This is a genomic window from Mesorhizobium sp. M0862 (assembly GCF_040319795.1).
In the GTDB taxonomy this organism is placed as follows: Bacteria; Pseudomonadota; Alphaproteobacteria; order Rhizobiales; family Rhizobiaceae; genus Mesorhizobium.
This window is the reverse complement of the sequence record NZ_JAMYOJ010000019.1, coordinates 51,521-71,188: the sequence shown is the minus strand read 5'-3', so window position 1 is coordinate 71,188 and position 19,668 is coordinate 51,521. Positions and strand designations below refer to the sequence as shown.

Here is a 19,668-nt window from a genome sequence, read left to right as displayed (position 1 = left end):
GCTCCGCTTGGCGAAGCATGGTTCCACCGCGGTTAATTTTCCGAGACTGTGCGGAACTGAAGCCGTCGCGCTTCGGATTCTTGCAGCGCTCCGCTCCAGCCTGTCTATACGCAGCGGACTTTAGCCGCTGTTAGCCTTTTGCTTGTTAAGAAGGGTTATGTTCAAACACGGCAGCCAGCCTTCTGCGACAATGCGGAGGCTTGAAAGGACATCGCGTGCTACAACCCAAGATGGCATCGGGCCTCGTCTGCCCAGTCTGCTATTCCAGGCTTGGCACAAGCCCGGTTGCCCTGACCTGCGAATCTTGCCCTGCCCCCTATCCCGTGCACAAAGGCATTCCGTTCTTTGTCGAGTCGCCGGTGAGGGAGGGCTTCGACGCGAGCTTCCATGAAGAGGCGTATGCCGGTACCAGTACGCGCGCCCGTCTCTACAATTCGCTCAAGCAGGTCATCACCAGCGAATATTCACCGCACGACACGCTGAATTCGTTTCTTGCCTCGATACCTCAGGACTCAATGATCGTTGAGTTCGGCTCCGGCGCACGGCGCGTCCGCCCCGATGTTCTCAACATTGACCTGTTCCCCACCCCGAACGTCGATCTGGTCGCGAATATCGAGCACACGCCGCTTGCGAGCGATTCCGTCGACGTCGTCATTCTGGACAGCGTGATCGAGCATGTTCCCAATCCGGTAGCGGTCGTCGATGAAGTGTTCCGTGTCCTGAAGCCGGGTGGGAAGCTGCTCTGCATCAACCCTTTCCTGTTCCCCTATCACGGCTATCCCGCCCACTACTGCAACTTCACAAAGGACGGGATCGAGCAGCTTCTCCAGCGGTTCGCAAGGGTAGAGGTCCAGACGCATCAAGGGCCGACAAGCGCGATCGTCAACATCCTGTCCGAATACATCGGCGTCGTTGTCGGTCGAGAGAACCGAACCCGCTACATGGTAGCGAAAGCCGCGATCCTGACGCTGACATTCCCGTTGAAGTTTATCGACAAATTTCTGGTCGATCGCCCGGAGAGTCACCGGATCGCCAGCATGCTCGGCACCATCGCGACCAAATAGCGTGTCGCTGACCAGCGCTTATTGCCAAGAGCAATTCCAGGAAAGTGTGATCGGTTTTCCCAGGAAAAGCGCGTAGCGCTTTCCCTTGGGAATTGCGCAAAAACAAAGAGATAGAGCGGTTCGCCGTTTCCGTGAAACGGTGAAACGTTCTAGCGACCCGCCAGGATCTACCCATCTGCTACCAGCTGAGCAGTTCACAATAATTCGGCCGGTCCGGTAACGCCGATGCTCTTTTTGCTGTGGGGAAATGCCGTCTTGCCATGGCCGTGAAGTCCGAGCGTGAAAATAGCACGACATGCTTGTCTCCGGTAATGTGCCGGTCCGCAAGAAGCGACAAGGTGGCGCGTATTCCACCAGGCTCGATGTCCTTCAAGATGATCTTCCGGCAGGCCCAGCGTTCGCAACTGTCGGCCAGCGATTTGAAGAATGCGTCGCGCCCATCGACCGGCACATGATGAATGACGTCGGAAATCGTCACAACATCAAAAGATCCCTGCACGCTGGAAAGGTCCGTGGCGGGCAGAAGTTCGACCTTCGCCCGATTTGCGTTGCTTAGAAAGGCACCGATTGAAGGTGCGAGATCGCACATCGTAACCGTTAGGTCGGGGCGCCGATCAAGCAACCGGTCGACGAGCGCTCCATCCCCGCCGCCGATATCCAAAACCCTCGCGCCGTTCGGCAATTCGCGATCGAGAAAATCCGCAATTACATTGAGATTGACGAAAACACGCCGGTAGATGTCTCCGACCGGCTTGAAATGACGGCCAAGAGCCCTGCGCATGATCTGTCCTGGCGGCAACATTCTCATTCCTCGTTTCCCGTGGTTGAGCGAGAGGATGTCGCCGGCAAGGTGATGGGCTTTAGATTGAACCGTGACAAGATAGCAAAATGCGCAACGACAACGTTCCAGATGAGCAACGCAACTGTGGCGATCGGAGACGCAATCGCAACGCCAAGGCCGAGGCATGAACAGAGAAGCACCATCATGGCTACCGAGATCGGATAGGCCGCAGCCACACCTGCCGCAAAACGCGCAAACGCTTTCAAGCGAAGTGGCTTGCCGAAGGTGAACCAGCTGTGCAGAGCGTATCCCGTAGGCATCACAGCCAGGAATGAAATCATGATGCCCAGCAGGTAATGCCCACTCAGCTGATCAACCGCAATCATGATGGCATTGTGCGCAATTGCGCATATCGCTCCCACCACAGTGTACCGCCATCCACGTTCCAAAAGCGGTCTTTCGTGAGCTCCGGCATGGTTGCTCTTGTCCACTTGGTCGTCGGCGATCCTGGCAGAGCTGAACATTGCCTCAGAACGCTCCTGTCAGTTTCGCGCGAAGCCGGCACATGACGCGCTCCAGCAATCGCGAATCGCGCAAGTAGCGCCTTAATCCCGTCGGCCCGAGCGACAGCATGGTGCGAGCCGCTCGAACCAAGGCCTTCAAGTCGCCGCCCGACGCAGCCGCCAGCGACACATTGACGCTGATCGATGCCCGAGCAGCAGATTCAATCTGGCGTCGGCTGCGCGCCGAAAGCCGGTACAGATGGCGCTCTAGGACAGTCTGCATTTGCGAACGGAATTCGTTCGCATCGCGCGATCCGGTTACGGTCAGCGAATCGCCATGAACCCGGAAGGCTGTGGTTATCTCTTTGTGATAAACGACAGATCCGGCAACAGCGAGCTTCGCCCACATATCCCAATCCGCCGTATACCAAAGCATCTCATCCATGCCCCCGCATGCCAGCCAAGCACTCCGACGAAAAATCGGAGCAGGCACAGACACGAAATTCTGTACGAGAAGCCGTTCCAGCAAGAATTCAGATTCGAGCACCTTTTCGGTTGGCAAGGGACAGTTCCAGCATCCCATTCGCCGGCCGTGGCGGTCAACGATCGCAGTCGGGGCTAAATGAAGCGCTGCTTCGGGTGCGTCCGCGAGCCAGCGTCGAGCGGCCTCAATGCGCCCGGGCAACCACAGGTCGTCTTGGTGGAGTATGCAGACATAATCGGCGGCGGCTAGCTCAACGCCCAGGTTGGTCTTCGACTGCCAAGGCCCGAGATCTTTTCGCCGAAGCAGCCGGAACGCCGGCCGGTAGAGGAATCGCTCGACAATGGCAGCTGTGGCGTTCGTCGGGCTGCTGTCGATAATGATTATCTGCAGGTCGCCAGTCAGCTCCGCAGCAAGTGAATCAAGTGTCGCTCCAATCCATGCCGCCCCGTCATGGACAGGCATGACGACCGACAGAAAAGGCTTTTCGGCTGCGCGGCTTACGGCTTGAATTTCCGCTCGCGAGGCTGCTGAAGGGTTAGAACTCATGTCTGGCGCTCAATGTATCAAGCAGCAACTTGAGCACGAAGCCAGATAGCACCATGGACATGCCGGCCACGCAGATAGTGGTGACCACAAAGGTCAGATGCACTGATTGCTCCATGGGGCCACCGACAAAAATCCAATGTAGCGCCAGTGCCACGTCCGCCGCGAAGCCAGCTGCCGCGAGTACGCCACCGGAAAAAACCAGCCATTCCAAAGGGCGACCGCGCGTCAGCCATGACACAATTCGACCGCTGTAGACCGGATGGTAGATGGCGATTGCCACCTTTGCCAGCATACCGAACAGGATCGCTGAAAGGCCAATCAACGTCGCCATAGCCGAGAGCGCGACGAAGTGAATTCCGAAGTACCATCCACCGATGCGAACAGGTCCGGCAGCGAGAACTGCAAGGCCGGCAATGCCAGTGATCAGCAAGGTCAGCCCAGGCACGAGATACATGGTGTCCGGCGCGTGAGCAATAATGAGCCGCAAATGGCGCCAACCGTCGCGGAAGGAACGCAGATGCGGGGCGCGGTTTCGCTTGTCGGGGTAGAGCTTGATCGGCACTTCACGAATGGTGAGCCCAGCGCGATGCGCATTGATGATCATTTCCGAGGCGAATTCCATTCCCGGCGAGCGTGCGCCGATTTTCTGAAATGCCTCTCGAGTGAAGCCGCGCATGCCGCAATGGAAGTCGCGGATCGGAGATTTGTGCAGCCAGCGAGCGATGGTGGACAGGACGGGATTGCCCAGGTAGCGATGCAGTAGCGGCATGGCGCCCGGCTCGATACCGCCGGCGAACCGATTGCCCATGACAAAGTCCGCACCCAATTCCAACGCATCGATGAAATCGCCCAATTGGCTCCAGTCGTAGGAATCATCGGCATCGGCCATGATGAGATATTTGCCCTCGGCCGCTTCAACTGCAGCGCTGATTGCCGCGCCATAGCCCTTTACCGGCTGATGGACGACCCGCGCTCCCAACTGTTGCGCAATCTCCACCGACCTGTCCGTGGAGCCATTATCGCCGACGACGACTTCCCCCTTGACGCCGCGCCTCAAGAAGGCATCGAAGGCTTTGCGAATGCAAATGCCAATCGTCAATTCTTCGTTCAGGCAAGGAATAATTGCAGAGACGAGAACGCGCTCGGTCTCCATGCTGACCGTGAAAGCAGGCGTGGCGTCGTCGATCCTGACTGTCGTGTCCCCCGCGATGCTCTCCATTGCGTCCTCTATTCAGGCGTTCTGGAAGAACCAGCCCATCCCCACAACTGACCCGCTGGGAGCGTATCATATCGAAAATTGATTATCTTTGACTTACGAAATATCCAGTGGCGTCTTTATAAGCAGCAATCGCAAAGGCCAGGCGCTCTTTTTTCGCAATGCAGCGCTGTTGCCTGTGTCTGCTCTTTCGGGCGAAGCGATATCGTCTGTGACTTTCATCAAACTCATGTGGATCCATCATTTCAATGCCTTGGCCTTGAGCGGGGCGGAGATCCATCGCGACAGATCATTTGGCATTGACCCGAAGGCACCATAAAAGCAAAAACGCGGTTTCGGCAGTTCAAGGCGAACTTTAGTCGCAATCCCAACCCGGAGTTTCGAAAGCATGCTGTTTGCGTTGATTTGCAAGGACAAGCCCGGCAGCCTGCAGGTGCGCGTCGACACGCGACCCGCCCACGTCGCCTTTCTCGAGGGCCTGAACGCCGACAGGACACTGGCCTTTGCCGGTCCGTTCCTCGATGCCGACGGCAAGCCGAACGGCACCCTCGCCGTGGTCGAGGCGCCGGATCTCGCCGGTGCGCAGGCGCTGTCGGCTGCCGACCCCTATGCCAAGGCCGGGCTGTTCGAAAGTGTCGAAATCCGCCAGTGGAACTGGACCTTCAACAAGCCGGCGGCTAGTTAGTTCCGGCGGCGCCTAGAGCGATCCCAGGAAAAGTGTGTAACGGTTTTCCGTCCGGAATTGCGCAAAAAATAGTAGTTGGAGCAAAGACATGAACTACTGGCTGTTCAAATCCGAACCTTCGGTCTTCTCCTTCGAGGCGCTGAAGGCCAAGGGCAAGGCCGGCACGCAGTGGGACGGCGTGCGCAACTATGCAGCGCGCAACAACATGAAGGCGATGCAGATCGGCGATCTCGGCTTCTTCTATCACTCCAATGAGGGGCTGAACGTCGTCGGCATTGCCGAGGTCTGCGCGCTTGCCCATCAGGATACCACCACCGACGATCCGCGCTGGGAATGCGTCGACATCCGCGCCTTCAAGGACGTGCCGAACCCGCCGACGCTGGAGCAGGTCAAGGCCAATCCGAAGCTTGCCGAGATGGCGCTGGTGCGGCTTGGACGGCTTTCCGTACAGCCGGTGACGCCGGCCGAATGGAAGGAAGTCTGCCGCATGGGCGGCCTGACGCCGGCTCCGTGACGGTCCTCACGCCGAACAGCGCGAAAAAGTTCATTCTCGACAACACGGCGCTTATGTCGCCGCCGCATGTGCCGGAGATTGTCCTCAATCTTGCCGACGAAGCGCATGACCTCTGGCAGCGCACGGAGAACGAGCTGATTGAAATCGGCCTGCCGCCGCCGTTCTGGGCCTTTGCCTGGGCCGGCGGTCAGGGCCTTGCCCGTTACGTGCTGGACAATCCGTCGGATGTGCGGGGCAAACGCGTGCTCGACTTCGCCTCCGGCTCCGGCCTTGTCGCCATCGCCGCCGCCAAGGCGGGTGCGGCGCACGTGATCGCCGCCGACATCGACCCGTTCTGCGAAACGGCGATCCGCCTCAACGCAGAGGCCAATGGCGTTGCCATCGACTTTTGCGGCACGGACTGCATCGGCACCGACGCCGGCTGGGACGTGGTGCTGGCCGGCGACGTCTTCTACGACAAATCCTTCGCCGACACGCTGATGCCGTGGTTTTCGACACTGAAGGCGCGCGGCGCTGACATCCTCGTCGGCGATCCGGGCCGCTCCTACATGCCGAAGGCGGGACTGGAGCCGCTCGCAGTCTACGAAGTGGCGGTGACGCGGGCGCTGGAGGACGCCCTGGTCAAGCGCACCACGGTGTGGCGCTTCGCTTGACGGCATTGCCGAACAGGCGTTCCATCGCGCATTGATTTGAAGAATACGCATGTCGTTATCCCAGAACCGTCAGGCTTTGGGCTGCATGCTTGAGGGGAGGACTTTATGGATTTTTCAGTGGTGAACTGGCTGGCGGTGGTTGTCGCGGCCGTCGCGGCGTGGCTGTTTGGCGCCGTCTGGTACACGGCCCTCAGCAAGCCTTGGGTGAGGGCGGCCAGGATCGATCTGTCAACGTCAAAGAAATCGATATTGCCCTTCATCATCTCCTTCATCGCCGAGCTGATCATGGCGCTGGTCTTGGCCTTGGTCGTCGGCGCGATGACCGGCGGCGAGCCGGTCCTTGTCGCAGGGCTGGTCTTCGGCTTCGTCCTCTGGCTGGGTTTCGTCGCCACGACGCTGATGGCCAACCATCGCTATGAGAATTTCGGCTGGGACCTGACCCTGATCGACGGCGGCCACTGGCTCGGCGTGCTGTTGATCATCGGCGCGGTGATCGGCTGGTTCGGGGCGCCGGTCGTCGCCAGCTGAGGCCTGCAGAAGTCGTCAGGTCTGCGTCCTGGCGACTTCGTCGAGGATCCATTCGCGGAAAGCGATGATGCGCGGATCGTTGGCAGTGCTCTCGGGATAGACCAGGAAGTAGCCGAACTCCGGCCCCACGCGCAGACCGAGTTCAAAGGGCTGCACCAGCCTTCCCTGGGAAAGGTCGTTTGCCACCATGGCGAACTCGGCGAGCGCCACGGCATTGCCGTCGAGCGCCGCCTGCACGGCATCGGTAGAGGTTCCAAACACGATAGTCCGACTGTCGTCGAAATCGTTGATGCCGGCCGCCGCCATCCACATGCGCCAGTTCGGCCATGTCACGCCTTGGCGCGACCATTCGATATGGGCAAGCGTGTGGTTGAAGAGGTCGCGCGGTTCGCGCAGCGGCGGGCCGGAGGTCAGCAGGCTCGGGCTGCACACCGGAATGAGGATGTTGTCGAACAGGCGATGGGCGCGAAGCCCCGGATACTTGCCGACCCCGAACCGGATGCCGACATCGACGTCGTCGAGTTCGAAATCGCGCACTTCGTAGCCGATGTCGAACCTCAGCTCGATACTGGGCTGAAGTTTGCGAAAATCGTCGACGCGCCGCATCAGCCATTTTGACGCGAACTGCGCGTCGAGCGTCACCTTCAGCAATGCCGTGCCGCGCGTCAGCTTGCGCGCCCGCGACACCGCCCGGTTGAGCAGGTCGAGCGCATCGATCGAGGCCTCGAACAGCACCGTACCTGCCTCGGTCAACCGGATGGTACGACTGGTTCGCGTGAACAGCACCAGCCCGAGCTGATCCTCGATTTCCTTGATCTGGTGGCTGACCGCCGCCGGCGTCAGCCCGAGCTCGTCGGCAGCGCGGGTGAAATTGAGGTGGCGGGCGGCGGCTTCCAGAGTCCTCAGCGCGCGCGTTCCGGGCAACAGACGGGACATCACCGTATCCTCAAATAAAACTTGACGATCCGAAAAGAACTACTCGTTTCTCGCATGGATTTCAATGCGGCATGATGCATCCATCGAAACACCATCAAGCCGGATTTGATATCCGGCGGAACACGGAGCGCATCATGTCCATCTTCGTTTTGAACTCGCCAGCAGCTCGCTCGAACTGGTTGCATGCCGTAACGGACTGGCTTCGCCAGGCGAAAGTCGCCATCAACCTGCCGCGCCAGGACGTGGAGGACCTTTCGGATCGCCAACTGCGCGATGTCGGCGCGCAGCGCAAGGACGTGACGCGGGCCGTGGACCGGGAACTCGGCCGGCTTGGATTGCTGGACACTGGGTGGCAGAAGCCGAGAAGGCGTTAGGCAATGGTGAGTAGTGAGTAGTGAGTAGTGAAGGATTGAAACGACGCCGAGACCATCCTACTCCCTACTCCCTACTCCCTACTCCCTACTCCCTACTCCCTACTCCCTACCTCACCACCCTCACCACCGTCCGGTCCGACACCAGCGGCAACAGCCGCGCCATTGTCCGCGCTGTCACCGCCACGCAGCCTTGCGTCGGTGTGAAGCCTGGGCGCGCCAGATGGAAGAAGATGGCGCTGCCGCGGCCGCGCCGGCGCGGCGCCATGTTCCAGTCGAGCACAAGGCAGGCGTCATAGAGGCGGTCGTCGCGCCGCATTCGCTCATGGCTGGCGCCATAGGGGATTTTCACCGGCCGGTTGTAGTTGCGGTCGTCCGGCACCTCGCACCAGCCGAGATCGGCGCCGATCGGCGCCATCGCCAGCTGGGTTTTGCGGCCGGCCGCGAAATGATCGCCCCGAAAATATCCTGACAAAATCCGCATCTCGCCAAGCGGCGTCGCACCGTCGCCTTCGCGCTTATTGGCCGAGATGCCGCCGCGTCCGAGCGCACAGGCAAACACCTTGCTGCCGGCCTGCAATATCCCCTGGCTGGGGTTGCCCGGCCTCGCCCGAACCACCAGCACACGCAGCCTTTTCGGCAAAATTGCGCCGGCTGCATTGCGATCGCGTTTTTTCTTGTATGATCGTGTCACGGAACAAATCACTGTGATCGGACTGTTGCGCCGGTCAGCTTCCGCATAAATGGGAGGCGGTCAACTGAAAATTCTTTTCAAAACAATGGATTGATCCATGACATCACGTACCATTCTGATCGTTGACGATGATGACGACCTGCGCGGAACCCTCGTCGAGCAACTGGCCCTTTACGAAGAATTCGACGTCTTGCAGGAAGCGACCGCCGCCAAAGGCGTCGCCGCGGCGCGCGGCGGGCTCATCGACCTGCTCATCATGGATGTCGGACTGCCCGACATGGATGGCCGCGAGGCGGTGAAGATCCTGCGCAAGGGCGGCTACAAGGCGCCGATCATCATGCTGACCGGCCACGATACCGATTCCGACACAATTCTGGGCCTCGAGGCCGGCGCCAACGACTATGTCACCAAGCCGTTCCGCTTCGCCGTGCTGCTCGCCCGCATACGCGCACAACTGCGCCAGCACGAGCAGAGCGAGGACGCCACCTTTTCGGTCGGGCCCTACACGTTCAAGCCCAGCCAGAAGCTTCTGATCGACCAGCGCGGCGGCAAGGTGCGGCTGACCGAGAAGGAAGCCTCGATCATCAAATATCTCTATCGAGCCGACCAGAAGGTGGTGACGCGCGACGTCCTGCTCGAGGAAGTGTGGGGCTACAATTCCGGCGTCACCACGCACACGCTGGAAACTCACGTCTACCGGCTGCGCCAGAAGATCGAGCGCGATCCTTCCAATGCTGAAATTCTTGTGACAGAAAGCGGCGGCTACAAGCTGGTTCCTTAAACTTTTCATTGTTCGATAAGCGGTCGGGGCGGGACTGTTTCGGGGAGGATCCGGCTGGGGGAGCCTGGATCGGCCCGTTGCGCAGATTGAAGTGTTAGAGCGTCCTTTGCGCGTTCAATTGGACACGCGGCGCTCTAAGGGAGGGATTGGACTGACCGTTCGGGGACGCAGCTAGAGATGGCGCTGGATGACGACATCCGCATCCTGTCCGCCGTGAAGCTCTTTGAGGGTTTCACGCAGGAACAGCTGCGCCTGCTCGCCTTCGGCGCCGAAGCCACCCATCTGCAGGCCGACCGCAAGCTGTACCGCGAGGATGACGAAGCCGACTCAGCCTATATCGTGGTCAGTGGCCGCATCGTGCTCTACCGGGAGCAGGATGGCGACCGCATCCCGATCGGCACCGCCGGCCCCGGCACGATCCTCAGCGAACTGGCGCTGATCGCCGACTCAAGACGGCTGACCAGCGCCTCGGCCGAGACCGATTCGGAAGTGATAAGGTTGAGCCGCAAGATGTTTCGCCGCATCCTGGAGGAATATCCCGAGGTGGCGGTGAAACTGCACCAGCGCATCCTCGATGATTTCCAAGCCATGATCGCCCGCATCGAGAAGCTGGCGCCAAGGTTTGGCGGGTAGGTCCCCGCGACCGCGCTGACGCTTGGGTGTGTCGAGATTCAGGTCAGGCCGAGTCGAAAATGGCTGATACCGAGAACCGGAGCGGGGCGTACTCAAAGTACGCACCGGAAGCGCAGGTATCGGCCATTGCAGGCCGGCCTCACCTGAATATCGGCACGCCTAATCCAGGTCGAACCGCGCAATCACCGGCACATGGTCCGAGGGCCGCTCCCAGCCACGCGCCTCTCGCAGGATCTCATAGCGGGCAAAGCTCGGCACCAGGTTCGGTGACGACCAGACATGGTCGAGCCGGCGGCCGCGGTTCGAGGCTTCCCAGTCCCGCGCGCGATAGCTCCACCAGGTGTAGAGCTTCTGCTCTGGGGGCACGTCGAGCCGCATCAGGTCGACCCAGTCGCCGGCGATCCGCATCGCGTCGAAATTTTGCGTCTCGACCGGCGTGTGGCTGACGACGTTGAGCAATTGCTTGTGCGACCAGACATCGTGCTCCTGCGGAGCGATGTTGAGGTCGCCGACCAGGATCGAGGCCGACACCTCGTCATGCGCGGCGCGGATGGCGTTCATCTCGGCAACGAAATCGAGCTTGTGGCGGAACTTGCGGTTGATCTCCGGATCGGGCTCGTCGCCGCCGGCCGGCACGTAGAAATTGTGGACCAGGATTGCCTTGCCGCCGGCCTGCACCTTGACCGACAGATGCCGGCTGTCATCGATCTCGCAGAAGCGCCGTTTCTCGACAATCTCGATCGGCCGCCGCGCCACCGTCGCAACGCCGTGATAGCCCTTCTGGCCATGGAATGCGATGTGCTCGTAGCCGGCCTTGCGGAACGCCTTTTCCGGAAACAGCTCGTCGGGAACCTTCGTCTCCTGCAGGCAAAGCACATCGGGCGCCTGCTCCGTCAGCAGCCGCTCGACGATCGGCATGCGCAGGCGCACGGAGTTGATGTTCCAGGTGGCGATGGAGAAGGGCATGCGGCGGTCCGAACAAGGTCGCCGATCTACTGCCAGCCTAGCGCCACAAACACAAGCCAGCCTTTGCGGGCGGCGGCTCTGATTCAGGTCAGGCCGAGTCGAATGGCGGTCTCCGAGAACCGGAGCGGAGCGTACTTAAACCACGTGAGCACCGGAAGCGCAGGAGATCGCCATTGGCAGGCCGGCCTCACCGCATCTAGCGCTGGTTGGTGTTCAGCTCGCGGTTCGCCGCATAGTCGATGGCAAAGGTGTCCGCAGGGAAGCTGACGCCTTCCTTGGTGTTGTAGATCATCACCGTGGTGTCCTTGCCCTTCGCGTCGGTGATGGTCCACTGGCGCAGATCATAGGATTTCGGATCGAACATCATAGTGATCTTCGAATTGCCGAACACCGACTTGTCGGCAAGCTGGATGGTGGTGAGGTCGCTCTCTTCCTTGATCGATTTCACGCGGCCCCCCGAGAGGTCGATCTTGGTGTCGAGCAACAGCTTCAGCGGCGTCTTCGACAACGGATAGAGATCGGACGTTTTCAGCCGCTTATTGAGGATGACCACCGACTTGCCGTCGGAAATCACCCGGAAATTCGACTTGCCGTCATAGTTGAAGCGAATCTTGCCTGGCCGCTCAAGGAAGAACTTGCCGCCGGTCTGCTGGTTGTTGGGGCCGAACTGGACGAACTCGCCGCTCATCGATTTGACCGAGGAGAAATGGTCGGCGATCTTTTGCGCCGTCGGCGGCACTGCCGCCTGCGCCGAGGCCAAGAGCTGGAACCCCGGCACGACGTTGATGGCCGCGGCGCCGGCAAGCATCAGGCCAAGGCCGAGCAACTGGCGACGGTTTGGAGCGAAATCGCTGATCGCGGAAAGATCGTTTTTCATGCCGGTCACTCTCGTGTGGTGTGTGTCTCGTTGCAGTCGGTGGACCCCCAGTTAGACTTAAGTTTGGCGGGCCGGACAGCGCTCAGTCGCTGTAACGCGCCAAAAGGTTCAAGGTTGCCGCCGGGCCGTATCGGCTGATCAGAACTTGTCGTCCTCGGTCGGCACCAGGATTTCGCGTTTGCCGGCATGGTTGGCCGGGCCGACAATGCCTTCCTTCTCCATCTTCTCGATGATCGAGGCGGCGCGGTTGTAGCCGATGCCGAGCCGGCGCTGGATATAGCTGGTCGACGCCTTGCCGTCGCGCAGCACGACCGAGACCGCCTGGTCGTAGGGATCGTCGGAATCCTCGAAATTGCTGTTGCCGCCACCGCCAGCGCCGCCCTTGCCCGACGGCTCGTCATCGTCCTCGCCGTCATCCTCGGTGATGGCGTCGAGATATTCGGGCACGCCCTGCAGCTTCAGATGGGCGACGATCTTCTCGACCTCGTCGTCGGCGACGAACGGGCCGTGCACGCGCTGGATGCGGCCGCCGCCGGCCATGTACAGCATGTCGCCCATGCCGAGCAGCTGCTCGGCGCCCTGCTCGCCCAGAATGGTGCGGCTGTCGATCTTCGACGTCACCTGGAAGGAGATACGGGTCGGGAAATTGGCCTTGATGGTGCCGGTGATGACGTCGACCGACGGACGCTGCGTCGCCATGATGACATGGATGCCGGCCGCGCGCGCCATTTGTGCCAGGCGCTGCACCGCGCCTTCGATGTCCTTGCCGGCGACCATCATCAAATCGGCCATCTCGTCGATGATGACCACTATGTAGGGCATTGGCTCGAGATCGAGGTTCTCGGTCTCGTAGATCGCCTCGCCGGTCTGGCGGTCGAAGCCGGTCTGCACGGTGCGCGAGATTTTTTCGCCCTTCTTTTCAGCCAACTGCACGCGCGCGTTGAAGCCGTCGATGTTGCGCACGCCGACCTTGGACATCTTGCGGTAGCGGTCCTCCATCTCGCGCACCGTCCATTTCAACGCCACCACGGCCTTCTTCGGGTCGGTGACCACCGGCGTCAGAAGGTGCGGGATGCCGTCATAGACGGAAAGTTCGAGCATCTTCGGGTCGATCATGATCAGCCGGCAGTCCTGCGGCGTCAGCTTGTAGAGCAGCGACAGGATCATCGTGTTGATGGCGACGGACTTGCCGGAGCCGGTGGTGCCTGCGACCAGCACATGCGGCATCTTGGCGATGTCGACGATCACCGCCTCGCCATTGATGGTCTTGCCCAGCGCCAGCGCCAGCTTGGACTTGGTCGTCTCGAAATCGCGGCTGGCCAGGATCTCCCGGAGATAGACGGTCTCGCGCTTGGCATTCGGCAATTCGATGCCGATGGCGTTGCGGCCGGGCACCACGGCGACGCGGCAGGCAATCGCGCTCATCGAGCGGGCGATGTCGTCGGACAGGCCGATGACGCGCGACGATTTGATGCCGGGCGCCGGTTCCAGTTCATAGAGCGTGACGACGGGGCCGGGCCGTACCGCGATAATCTCGCCCTTGACGCCGAAATCCTCCAGAACGCCTTCGAGCAGGCGCGCATTCTGCTCCAGCGCGTCCTTGGACAGGCTGGCGTCGCGCACCACGTTCTTCGGCTCCGACAGGAAATGCAGCGACGGCATTTCGAATGTTTCCGAGCCGATCAGCGAGGTCTGCGCCTCGCGCTGGACGCGCGCGCCGGGAGCGGGACGCGGCGCAGGTGCGGCGACGCGGGTCGCCGCATCTGACCGGAAGTTCTGCACCTTGGCGTTCGGCGCGGCACGGCGCTGGACCGGCTCGTCGTCGAGTTCGACCTCCTCGTCGCCATTGCCGAAACCGGCATCGAGGACGTCGTCATCGTCCGGATCGACGGAAACGCTGCGGTCATTGACCATGGCGGCGAAGAATTCCGGCTCGACGCGGGCGCGGCCATCCGGGCTCATCCGCGCTTCGGCGAATTCCGCCGATTCGACCCGTTCGGCGGCGCGGCGCCATGCGGTGGAGCGCTGCTCCATCTCCGGCTCGAACTCGTCGCGCTCCTGCTGGCGGCGCACAGCCCGGCGATGCATCCAGGCGCGGAAAGACAGCCACCAGTGGGTAATGGCGCCGAGCGCCAGTATCCCTTCGTCGCCCTCGTCGTCGTCTTCGTCGAAGAGCAGGTCGTCCTCTCGGGGATCGGGCTCCGCGGTGCGCTCCATGACGGCAAAGCCGTTCTTGCGCGCAATCAGCGCCGAGCCATAGGCAAACAGCCACAGCGCCGGCGCAATGAGCACCATGGCAATGATGCTGGCAACGATGCCGGTCGGGTAGCCGCCAATGACCATGCCCGGAATATTGAGCACCATGTCGCCGAACACGCCACCGAGGCCGGTCGGCAACGGCCACGTCTTGGGCGGCACCACGCAGCCGGCCATCGCCGCCGCGAGCAGCGCGAAGCCGAACCAGGCAAGGCCGCGCTTCGGCAGCCTGTCGACGCCGCGCGCCGAAAACAGAAGAAAGCCCCAGATCACCGCCGGCACCAGGGCGGCAACCGCGGCAAGGCCGAAGAACTGCATGGCGAGGTCGGAGAATACCGCGCCCGCATAGCCCATGGCGTTGGTGACGATGTTGTCGGTGGCGTGCGAGAAGCTGGGATCGGCGACGTTCCAGGTCGCCAGCGCCGCGACGCCAAAGGCGACCAGCGCAAACAGGCCGGCGCCGACCAGCCGCCCGACCTGGCGCCGCGCGAATGCCTGGATGCCGTGCCCCGTATCGGTTAGCGCGAGCGGTGCTGAAGCCCCTGAACGCATGCTTCGTTCCCCGTCTGTCATGGACTGGCCGGGCGCATGACGCACTCCGGCAGATTCGGATGTCAGACTATCGGGGGGAAGTTAAGGCCGCATTAACTATACGGCAGCCGGAGCCACGATCTTGCTCACTCCACTGTAGGCAGTCTCAACAGTTCAGAACCAATCCGGTCGACGTCTCCCCGCCGGCGGCCATCACTAGAACGTGATTGCGCAGGGATCGAGGCCTGCCAGCACGGTTGCCAAAAAGAGAGGCCCGGAATGACCCGGGCCTCAAAGCGTGAACTCCTTTCGGGAGCGTCACGACGGGATGGGAGAATGCGGGGCGGCCGAGCCGCCCCGCAAGGCTTACGAGTGGTAGGCCGCTTCGCCATGCGAAGTCAGGTCGAGGCCTTCGCGCTCGGCGTCGGCTGTCGGACGCAGACCGATGATCAAGTCGACAACCTTGTAGAGGATGGCGCTGCCGATGCCCGACCACAGCAGAGTTACCAGGACGCCTTTGCCCTGCGCCAGGAGCTGCGTGGCCGTGCCGGCATAGCCGGCGGCGAAGTCGGCCGTCGAATAGTCGACGATGCCGGCGCCGCCGAGGGCGGGATTGACCAGAATGCCAGTGCCGAGCGCACCGATGATGCCACCGACGCAGTGGACGCCGAAGACATCGAGGCTGTCATCATAGTCGAACGTGTTCTTCACCACCGAGACGAAGAAGTAGCAGACGAAGGTGGCGACGATGCCAAGCACGATAGCGCCCATCGGGCCGGCAAAACCTGCAGCCGGCGTAATCGCGACGAGGCCGGTGACCGCGCCCGAAACAGCGCCGAGCATGGAGGCTTTGCCGCGCAGCAGCGATTCAAGCACGATCCAGGCCACTGCCGCCGCCGCCGTGGCGACGAAGGTGTTGATCATCGCCAGCACCGCATAGGCGTTCGCTTCGAGGTTCGAACCGGCGTTGAAGCCGAACCAGCCGACCCACAGCAATGAAGCGCCGACCATGGTCAGCGTCATCGAGTGCGGCGCCATGATGTCCTTCTTGTAGCCGATGCGCTTGCCGATCATCAGCGCGCCGACGAGACCGGCAATGCCCGCATTGATGTGAACGACCGTGCCGCCGGCGAAGTCGATGGCGCCGAAGCTGAAGATCAGGCCGGACGGGTCGGCATAGGCGCTCGGGCCGCCCCAGAACCAGACCATGTGCGCGATCGGGAAGTAGATTAACGTCACCCATAGGATAACGAAAAGGATCAAGGCGGAGAATTTGACGCGTTCGGCGAATGCGCCGACGATCAGGGCGGGCGTGATGCAGGCGAAGGTCATCTGGAAGACGACGAACACCAGTTCAGGAATGGCGACGCCCTTGCTGAAGGTTTCCGAAAGCGTCGATACGTTGACGCCGGAGAGAAACATCTTCGAAAGGCCGCCGACGAAGGCGTTGCCCGGGGTGAAGGCGAGGCTGTAGCCGTAGAAGACCCAGATGATCATGACCACGCTGGTGATGGTGAAGACCTGCATCAGCACCGACAGCATGTTCTTGGTACGAACCAGGCCGCCGTAGAAAAGCGCAAGGCCGGGAATGGTCATCAACAGCACCAGCACGGTGGAAATCATCATCCACGTGGTGTCGCCCTTGTCGACAGTAAAAGCCGGCGCTGCTGGCGCTGCCGCCGCGACGGCGGGAGCCGCCTCCTGCGCGAAGGCAGCAACCGTGCCCAATGCTCCGAGCGCTAAGGAGCCCAGCAGCGCGGAGCGTGCCACTGACTTCAAGGTGGAAGGTATATTCATTGAACTCTCCATTGGAATACGTGTTCGCCGCTCAAAGTGCGTCGGTGTCTGTTTCGCCGGTACGGATGCGCACCGCCTGATCGATGCCGAAGACGAAGATCTTGCCGTCGCCGATCTGGCCGGTCTTGGCCGCCGCCGTGATGGCTTCGACGGCCTTGTCGACCAGGTCTGTGCTGACCGCGACTTCGATCTTGATTTTCGGCAGGAAACTGACCGCGTATTCCGCCCCGCGATAGATTTCCGTGTGTCCCTTCTGACGCCCGTAGCCTTTGACTTCGGTGACGGTCAGGCCCTGGATGCCGACGGCGGTGAGCGCTTCGCGCACCTCGTCGAGCTTGAACGGCTTGATGATTGCCATCACGATTTTCATAAGGTTTCACCCTTTGCTGTTGCGGTCCCCCGCGTTTGCACACCTTCACCGATCCCAAAAAGCCCGGAGAGTGCCCAACAGGATTCAAGCTCCGTGCCAGTTGCCGAAGCAGGGTGTTAACTCATTGTAAATAAACGGATTGCTCGAGTCCCGGCGGCACGGTGCGCACTGTCAACGGACAGTCACTGATTAAAAAGTAGGCAATTTTTCGAAAATGCCTATTCGGCAGGCGGCCGTTTCAGCCGGATCAGGCCTTCCTGGGCAACCGAGGCGATCAGCGTGCCGTCGCGGGCAAACAGCGAGCCGCGGGTGAAGCCGCGCGACCCCTGCGTCGAGGGGCTGTCCTGCGTGTATAGGATCCAGTCATCGAGCGGATGGCTGCGATGGAACCACATCGCATGGTCGAGGCTCGCCGCCTGGATGTCGCGGTCGAAAATGGCGCGGCCGTGCGCAAAGGTCGAGGTGTCGAGCAGCGTCATGTCGGAGAGGTAGGCAAGCACCGCCGCCTGGATGCCGCGGTCGGCCGGCACCGGGCCGGTGGTGCGGATCCAGATGTTCTGCTGCGGCTCCAGCTTTTCGCGGCTGGTGTAATGCTCCAGCATCACCGGCTTCATCTCAATCGGCCGGTCACGCTCCCAATAGCGCTTGATGCCGTCCGGCACCGCCTCGCCGAACTTGCCCAGCAATTCGCGCTGCGACAACAGGCTGTCGGGCGGCGGCACGTCGCGCGGCATCGGCAGCTGATGCTCAAGGCCAACCTCATCCTGCTGGAACGAGGCTTCCAGCGAAAAGATCGCCTGGCCGTGCTGGATCGCCACCACGCGCCGCGTGGTGAAGGAGCCGCCATCGCGGATGCGGTCGACCTCGTAGACGATCGGCACCTTGGTGTCGCCGGGCCGCATGAAATAGCCGTGCAGCGAATGCACGTGGCGCTCGGGCTCGACGGTGCGCTGCGCGGCGACCAGCGCCTGGGCGATGGTCTGGCCGCCGAAAACGCGCTGCCAGTCGAGCTTGGGACTGCGACCACGGTACAGATTGTGTTCCAGCTGCTCGAGGTCGAGAATGCTGAGAAGCTCGTCCATGGCCGCCGTCATGCTTCGTGACCTCGCCGTAAGATGCTATGGCGGTTTCCGACAGGAATGGCGGGCAGTCAAGGCCGGAATGCCCCAGTGGGCGGGGATGGTCGAGACTTCGAAAGGAATTGACATGGCGAACCGCAACACGGACGCAAAAACCCCGCTCGACGTGCTGGTCGCTGGCGCCGGCTATGTCGGCCTCGCGGCCGCAGTGTCGCTGAAACAGGCGCGGCCGGGCCTGGCTGTCGCCGTCGTCGATGCCGCGCCCCCCGGCGTCTGGCAAAAGGATGGCCGCGCCTCGGCGATCGCCGCCGCCGCCTGCCGCATGCTCGACCAGCTCGGCGTCTGGCAGGAAATCGTCGGGCAATCGCAGGCGATCACCGAGATGATCGTCACCGATTCGCGCACCGCCGATCCGGTGCGTCCGGTGTTTCTCACCTTCGATGGCGAGGTCGCGCCGGGCGAACCGTTCGCCCACATGGTCGCCAACAAGGACCTGAACGGCGCCTTGCGCCGCCGCGCGCAAAAGCTCGGCATCGACATCATCGAAGGTGTCGCGGTCGCATCGTTCGACGGCAATGGCGCCGGCATCACCGTGCATCTGGCCGACGGCGCGGCGATTGAGGCGCGGCTGCTGGTCGCCGCCGACGGCGTCAATTCCAAATTGCGCGACATGGCCGGCATCAAGACGGTGAAATGGGAATATGGCCAGTCCGGCATCGTCTGCACGGTGGCGCATGAGCGCCCGCACAATGGCCGCGCCGAAGAGCATTTTCTGCCGGCCGGCCCGTTTGCAACGCTGCCGCTCAAGCCGACCGAGGACGGCACCAACCGTTCGTCGCTGGTCTGGGTCGAACGTTCCGAGGATGCCGAAAAGCTGGTCTCGGGCGACGACCTCGTCTTCGAGCAGGAGCTTGAATTGCGCTTCGGCCTGAAGCTCGGCGAAATCCGCGTCACCGACAAGCCGCGCGCCTGGCCGCTCGGCCTGACCATCGCGCGCGCCTTCGTCGCCCCGCGCGTAGCACTTGCCGGCGACGCCGCGCACGGCATCCACCCGATCGCCGGCCAGGGCCTCAATCTCGGCTTCAAGGATGTGGCGGCCCTTGCCGAAGTGGTGGTCGAGGCCGATCGCTTGGGACAGGATATCGGCGCGCTCGACGTGCTCGAGCGTTACCAGCAATGGCGCCGCTTCGACACCGTGCAGATGGGCGTCACCACAGATGTGCTGAACCGGCTGTTTTCCAACGACATCGGCCCGCTGCGCCAGCTCCGCGACATAGGCCTCGGCCTTGTCGAACGGATGCCCAGGCTGAAGGAGTTCTTCATCCGCCAGGCGTCGGGGTTGTCCAACGGCACACCACGGCTGCTCAAGGGTGAGGCGATTTAGACCGGGAATGAGTGCCGCT

Annotated in this window: 21 protein-coding genes; 9 read left to right on the top strand and 12 right to left on the bottom strand. The window is 61.8% G+C overall.

The features are described from left to right. The first annotated feature begins 200 nt into the window (after positions 1-200). Positions 201-1,064 (top strand): class I SAM-dependent methyltransferase, encoded by an 864-nt coding sequence (locus NKI15_RS24595; RefSeq protein WP_156941278.1) that lies wholly within the window; start codon positions 201-203, stop codon positions 1,062-1,064. Between the two features lie 178 nt (positions 1,065-1,242). Here the strand turns inward: NKI15_RS24595 and NKI15_RS24590 are convergent, their stop codons facing one another. Genes NKI15_RS24590 through NKI15_RS24575 form a run of 4 tightly spaced genes read right to left on the bottom strand, consistent with a single transcriptional unit; the run spans position 1,243 to position 4,597 of the window. After that, positions 1,243-1,872 (bottom strand): class I SAM-dependent methyltransferase, encoded by a 630-nt coding sequence (locus NKI15_RS24590; RefSeq protein WP_023705009.1) that lies wholly within the window; start codon positions 1,870-1,872, stop codon positions 1,243-1,245. Then, positions 1,869-2,369: a GtrA family protein gene (locus tag NKI15_RS24585; protein ID WP_023705010.1), complete on the bottom strand. Its 501-nt coding sequence runs from the start codon at positions 2,367-2,369 to the stop codon at positions 1,869-1,871. Before NKI15_RS24585 ends, NKI15_RS24590 begins: the two co-directional genes overlap by 4 nt. Positions 2,370-2,373: 4 nt before the next feature. Next, positions 2,374-3,378, bottom strand: a complete 1,005-nt coding sequence (locus tag NKI15_RS24580; RefSeq protein WP_245260377.1) for a glycosyltransferase — start codon at positions 3,376-3,378, stop codon at positions 2,374-2,376. Then, entirely contained in the window at positions 3,368-4,597 is a 1,230-nt protein-coding gene (locus NKI15_RS24575) for a glycosyltransferase family 2 protein (protein WP_023709450.1), read from the bottom strand. The genes NKI15_RS24580 and NKI15_RS24575 overlap by 11 nt, the downstream gene beginning before the upstream one ends. 385 nt (positions 4,598-4,982) lie before the next feature. On the opposite strand from NKI15_RS24575, the gene NKI15_RS24570 reads away from it, so the two are divergent. The 4 genes from NKI15_RS24570 (at position 4,983) to NKI15_RS24555 (ending at position 6,974) form a co-directional block, all read left to right on the top strand. Continuing rightward, on the top strand, positions 4,983-5,279 hold the full coding sequence (locus tag NKI15_RS24570) for a YciI-like protein (protein ID WP_023705014.1): 297 nt from the start codon (positions 4,983-4,985) through the stop codon (positions 5,277-5,279). 88 nt (positions 5,280-5,367) lie between these two features. Continuing rightward, positions 5,368-5,793 (top strand): EVE domain-containing protein, encoded by a 426-nt coding sequence (locus NKI15_RS24565; RefSeq protein WP_023670487.1) that lies wholly within the window; start codon positions 5,368-5,370, stop codon positions 5,791-5,793. After that, positions 5,748-6,446, top strand: coding sequence for a class I SAM-dependent methyltransferase (locus NKI15_RS24560; RefSeq protein ID WP_023702382.1), 699 nt, complete (start codon positions 5,748-5,750; stop codon positions 6,444-6,446). Before NKI15_RS24565 ends, NKI15_RS24560 begins: the two co-directional genes overlap by 46 nt. A 105-nt stretch (positions 6,447-6,551) precedes the next feature. Next, entirely contained in the window at positions 6,552-6,974 is a 423-nt protein-coding gene (locus NKI15_RS24555) for a DUF1761 domain-containing protein (protein WP_352515128.1), read from the top strand. Positions 6,975-6,989: 15 nt separating this feature from the next. Here the strand turns inward: NKI15_RS24555 and gcvA are convergent, their stop codons facing one another. After that, the gene (gene gcvA / locus NKI15_RS24550; protein WP_023683901.1) at positions 6,990-7,910 is read right to left on the bottom strand and encodes a transcriptional regulator GcvA; all 921 of its coding nucleotides are present in this window, start codon (positions 7,908-7,910) and stop codon (positions 6,990-6,992) included. Between the two features lie 134 nt (positions 7,911-8,044). On the opposite strand from gcvA, the gene NKI15_RS24545 reads away from it, so the two are divergent. After that, positions 8,045-8,284 carry a hypothetical protein gene (locus tag NKI15_RS24545; RefSeq protein WP_023670491.1) on the top strand — a complete coding sequence of 80 codons (240 nt, stop codon included), beginning with the start codon at positions 8,045-8,047 and terminating at the stop codon, positions 8,282-8,284. A gap of 106 nt (positions 8,285-8,390) precedes the next feature. Here the strand turns inward: NKI15_RS24545 and NKI15_RS24540 are convergent, their stop codons facing one another. After that, a complete protein-coding gene (locus NKI15_RS24540) occupies positions 8,391-8,927 on the bottom strand; it encodes a L,D-transpeptidase family protein (protein WP_245264527.1) in 537 nt (178 codons plus the stop codon). A 145-nt stretch (positions 8,928-9,072) separates the two neighbouring features. Here NKI15_RS24540 and NKI15_RS24535 point away from each other — a divergent pair, with 145 nt between their 5' ends. Both NKI15_RS24535 and NKI15_RS24530 read left to right on the top strand, forming a co-directional pair. Continuing rightward, positions 9,073-9,756 (top strand): response regulator transcription factor, encoded by a 684-nt coding sequence (locus tag NKI15_RS24535; protein WP_023670493.1) that lies wholly within the window; start codon positions 9,073-9,075, stop codon positions 9,754-9,756. 177 nt (positions 9,757-9,933) lie between these two features. Further along, positions 9,934-10,389: a cyclic nucleotide-binding domain-containing protein gene (locus NKI15_RS24530; RefSeq protein ID WP_023730228.1), complete on the top strand. Its 456-nt coding sequence runs from the start codon at positions 9,934-9,936 to the stop codon at positions 10,387-10,389. 159 nt (positions 10,390-10,548) lie between these two features. Here the strand turns inward: NKI15_RS24530 and xth are convergent, their stop codons facing one another. The 6 genes from xth to tesB all read right to left on the bottom strand — a co-directional run bounded on the left by xth (position 10,549) and on the right by tesB (position 18,280). Beyond that, complete coding sequence (gene xth / locus NKI15_RS24525) at positions 10,549-11,355, bottom strand: exodeoxyribonuclease III (RefSeq protein WP_023742136.1); 807 nt, start codon at positions 11,353-11,355, stop codon at positions 10,549-10,551. A gap of 196 nt (positions 11,356-11,551) precedes the next feature. Further along, positions 11,552-12,232 carry an outer-membrane lipoprotein carrier protein LolA gene (locus NKI15_RS24520; RefSeq protein WP_352887256.1) on the bottom strand — a complete coding sequence of 227 codons (681 nt, stop codon included), beginning with the start codon at positions 12,230-12,232 and terminating at the stop codon, positions 11,552-11,554. A 138-nt stretch (positions 12,233-12,370) separates the two neighbouring features. After that, positions 12,371-15,040 (bottom strand): DNA translocase FtsK, encoded by a 2,670-nt coding sequence (locus NKI15_RS24515; protein WP_352515130.1) that lies wholly within the window; start codon positions 15,038-15,040, stop codon positions 12,371-12,373. A 345-nt stretch (positions 15,041-15,385) separates the two neighbouring features. Then, positions 15,386-16,834 carry an ammonium transporter gene (locus tag NKI15_RS24510; protein WP_373420142.1) on the bottom strand — a complete coding sequence of 483 codons (1,449 nt, stop codon included), beginning with the start codon at positions 16,832-16,834 and terminating at the stop codon, positions 15,386-15,388. A gap of 13 nt (positions 16,835-16,847) precedes the next feature. Beyond that, the gene (locus NKI15_RS24505; RefSeq protein ID WP_023670499.1) at positions 16,848-17,186 is read right to left on the bottom strand and encodes a P-II family nitrogen regulator; all 339 of its coding nucleotides are present in this window, start codon (positions 17,184-17,186) and stop codon (positions 16,848-16,850) included. Positions 17,187-17,404: 218 nt separating this feature from the next. Beyond that, positions 17,405-18,280, bottom strand: coding sequence for an acyl-CoA thioesterase II (gene tesB / locus NKI15_RS24500; RefSeq protein WP_023705020.1), 876 nt, complete (start codon positions 18,278-18,280; stop codon positions 17,405-17,407). Positions 18,281-18,392: 112 nt separating this feature from the next. Here tesB and NKI15_RS24495 point away from each other — a divergent pair, with 112 nt between their 5' ends. Then, positions 18,393-19,649: a ubiquinone biosynthesis hydroxylase gene (locus NKI15_RS24495; RefSeq protein ID WP_023705021.1), complete on the top strand. Its 1,257-nt coding sequence runs from the start codon at positions 18,393-18,395 to the stop codon at positions 19,647-19,649. Positions 19,650-19,668: the final 19 nt, after the last annotated feature.

What these genes read in the sequence shown, in the direction of transcription:
- NKI15_RS24590 (WP_023705009.1), bottom strand. Translation starts at nt 1,872, where the DNA reads ATGAGAATGTTGCCGCCAGGACAGATCATGCGCAGGGCTCTTGGCCGT.
- NKI15_RS24585 (WP_023705010.1), bottom strand. Translation starts at nt 2,369, where the DNA reads ATGTTCAGCTCTGCCAGGATCGCCGACGACCAAGTGGACAAGAGCAAC.
- NKI15_RS24580 (WP_245260377.1), bottom strand. Translation starts at nt 3,378, where the DNA reads ATGAGTTCTAACCCTTCAGCAGCCTCGCGAGCGGAAATTCAAGCCGTA.
- NKI15_RS24575 (WP_023709450.1), bottom strand. Translation starts at nt 4,597, where the DNA reads ATGGAGAGCATCGCGGGGGACACGACAGTCAGGATCGACGACGCCACG.
- NKI15_RS24570 (WP_023705014.1), top strand. Translation starts at nt 4,983, where the DNA reads ATGCTGTTTGCGTTGATTTGCAAGGACAAGCCCGGCAGCCTGCAGGTG.
- NKI15_RS24565 (WP_023670487.1), top strand. Translation starts at nt 5,368, where the DNA reads ATGAACTACTGGCTGTTCAAATCCGAACCTTCGGTCTTCTCCTTCGAG.
- NKI15_RS24560 (WP_023702382.1), top strand. Translation starts at nt 5,748, where the DNA reads ATGGAAGGAAGTCTGCCGCATGGGCGGCCTGACGCCGGCTCCGTGACG.
- NKI15_RS24555 (WP_352515128.1), top strand. Translation starts at nt 6,552, where the DNA reads ATGGATTTTTCAGTGGTGAACTGGCTGGCGGTGGTTGTCGCGGCCGTC.
- gcvA (WP_023683901.1), bottom strand. Translation starts at nt 7,910, where the DNA reads ATGTCCCGTCTGTTGCCCGGAACGCGCGCGCTGAGGACTCTGGAAGCC.
- NKI15_RS24545 (WP_023670491.1), top strand. Translation starts at nt 8,045, where the DNA reads ATGTCCATCTTCGTTTTGAACTCGCCAGCAGCTCGCTCGAACTGGTTG.
- NKI15_RS24535 (WP_023670493.1), top strand. Translation starts at nt 9,073, where the DNA reads ATGACATCACGTACCATTCTGATCGTTGACGATGATGACGACCTGCGC.
- NKI15_RS24530 (WP_023730228.1), top strand. Translation starts at nt 9,934, where the DNA reads ATGGCGCTGGATGACGACATCCGCATCCTGTCCGCCGTGAAGCTCTTT.
- xth (WP_023742136.1), bottom strand. Translation starts at nt 11,355, where the DNA reads ATGCCCTTCTCCATCGCCACCTGGAACATCAACTCCGTGCGCCTGCGC.
- NKI15_RS24520 (WP_352887256.1), bottom strand. Translation starts at nt 12,232, where the DNA reads ATGAAAAACGATCTTTCCGCGATCAGCGATTTCGCTCCAAACCGTCGC.
- NKI15_RS24515 (WP_352515130.1), bottom strand. Translation starts at nt 15,040, where the DNA reads ATGCGTTCAGGGGCTTCAGCACCGCTCGCGCTAACCGATACGGGGCAC.
- NKI15_RS24505 (WP_023670499.1), bottom strand. Translation starts at nt 17,186, where the DNA reads ATGAAAATCGTGATGGCAATCATCAAGCCGTTCAAGCTCGACGAGGTG.
- tesB (WP_023705020.1), bottom strand. Translation starts at nt 18,280, where the DNA reads ATGACGGCGGCCATGGACGAGCTTCTCAGCATTCTCGACCTCGAGCAG.
- NKI15_RS24495 (WP_023705021.1), top strand. Translation starts at nt 18,393, where the DNA reads ATGGCGAACCGCAACACGGACGCAAAAACCCCGCTCGACGTGCTGGTC.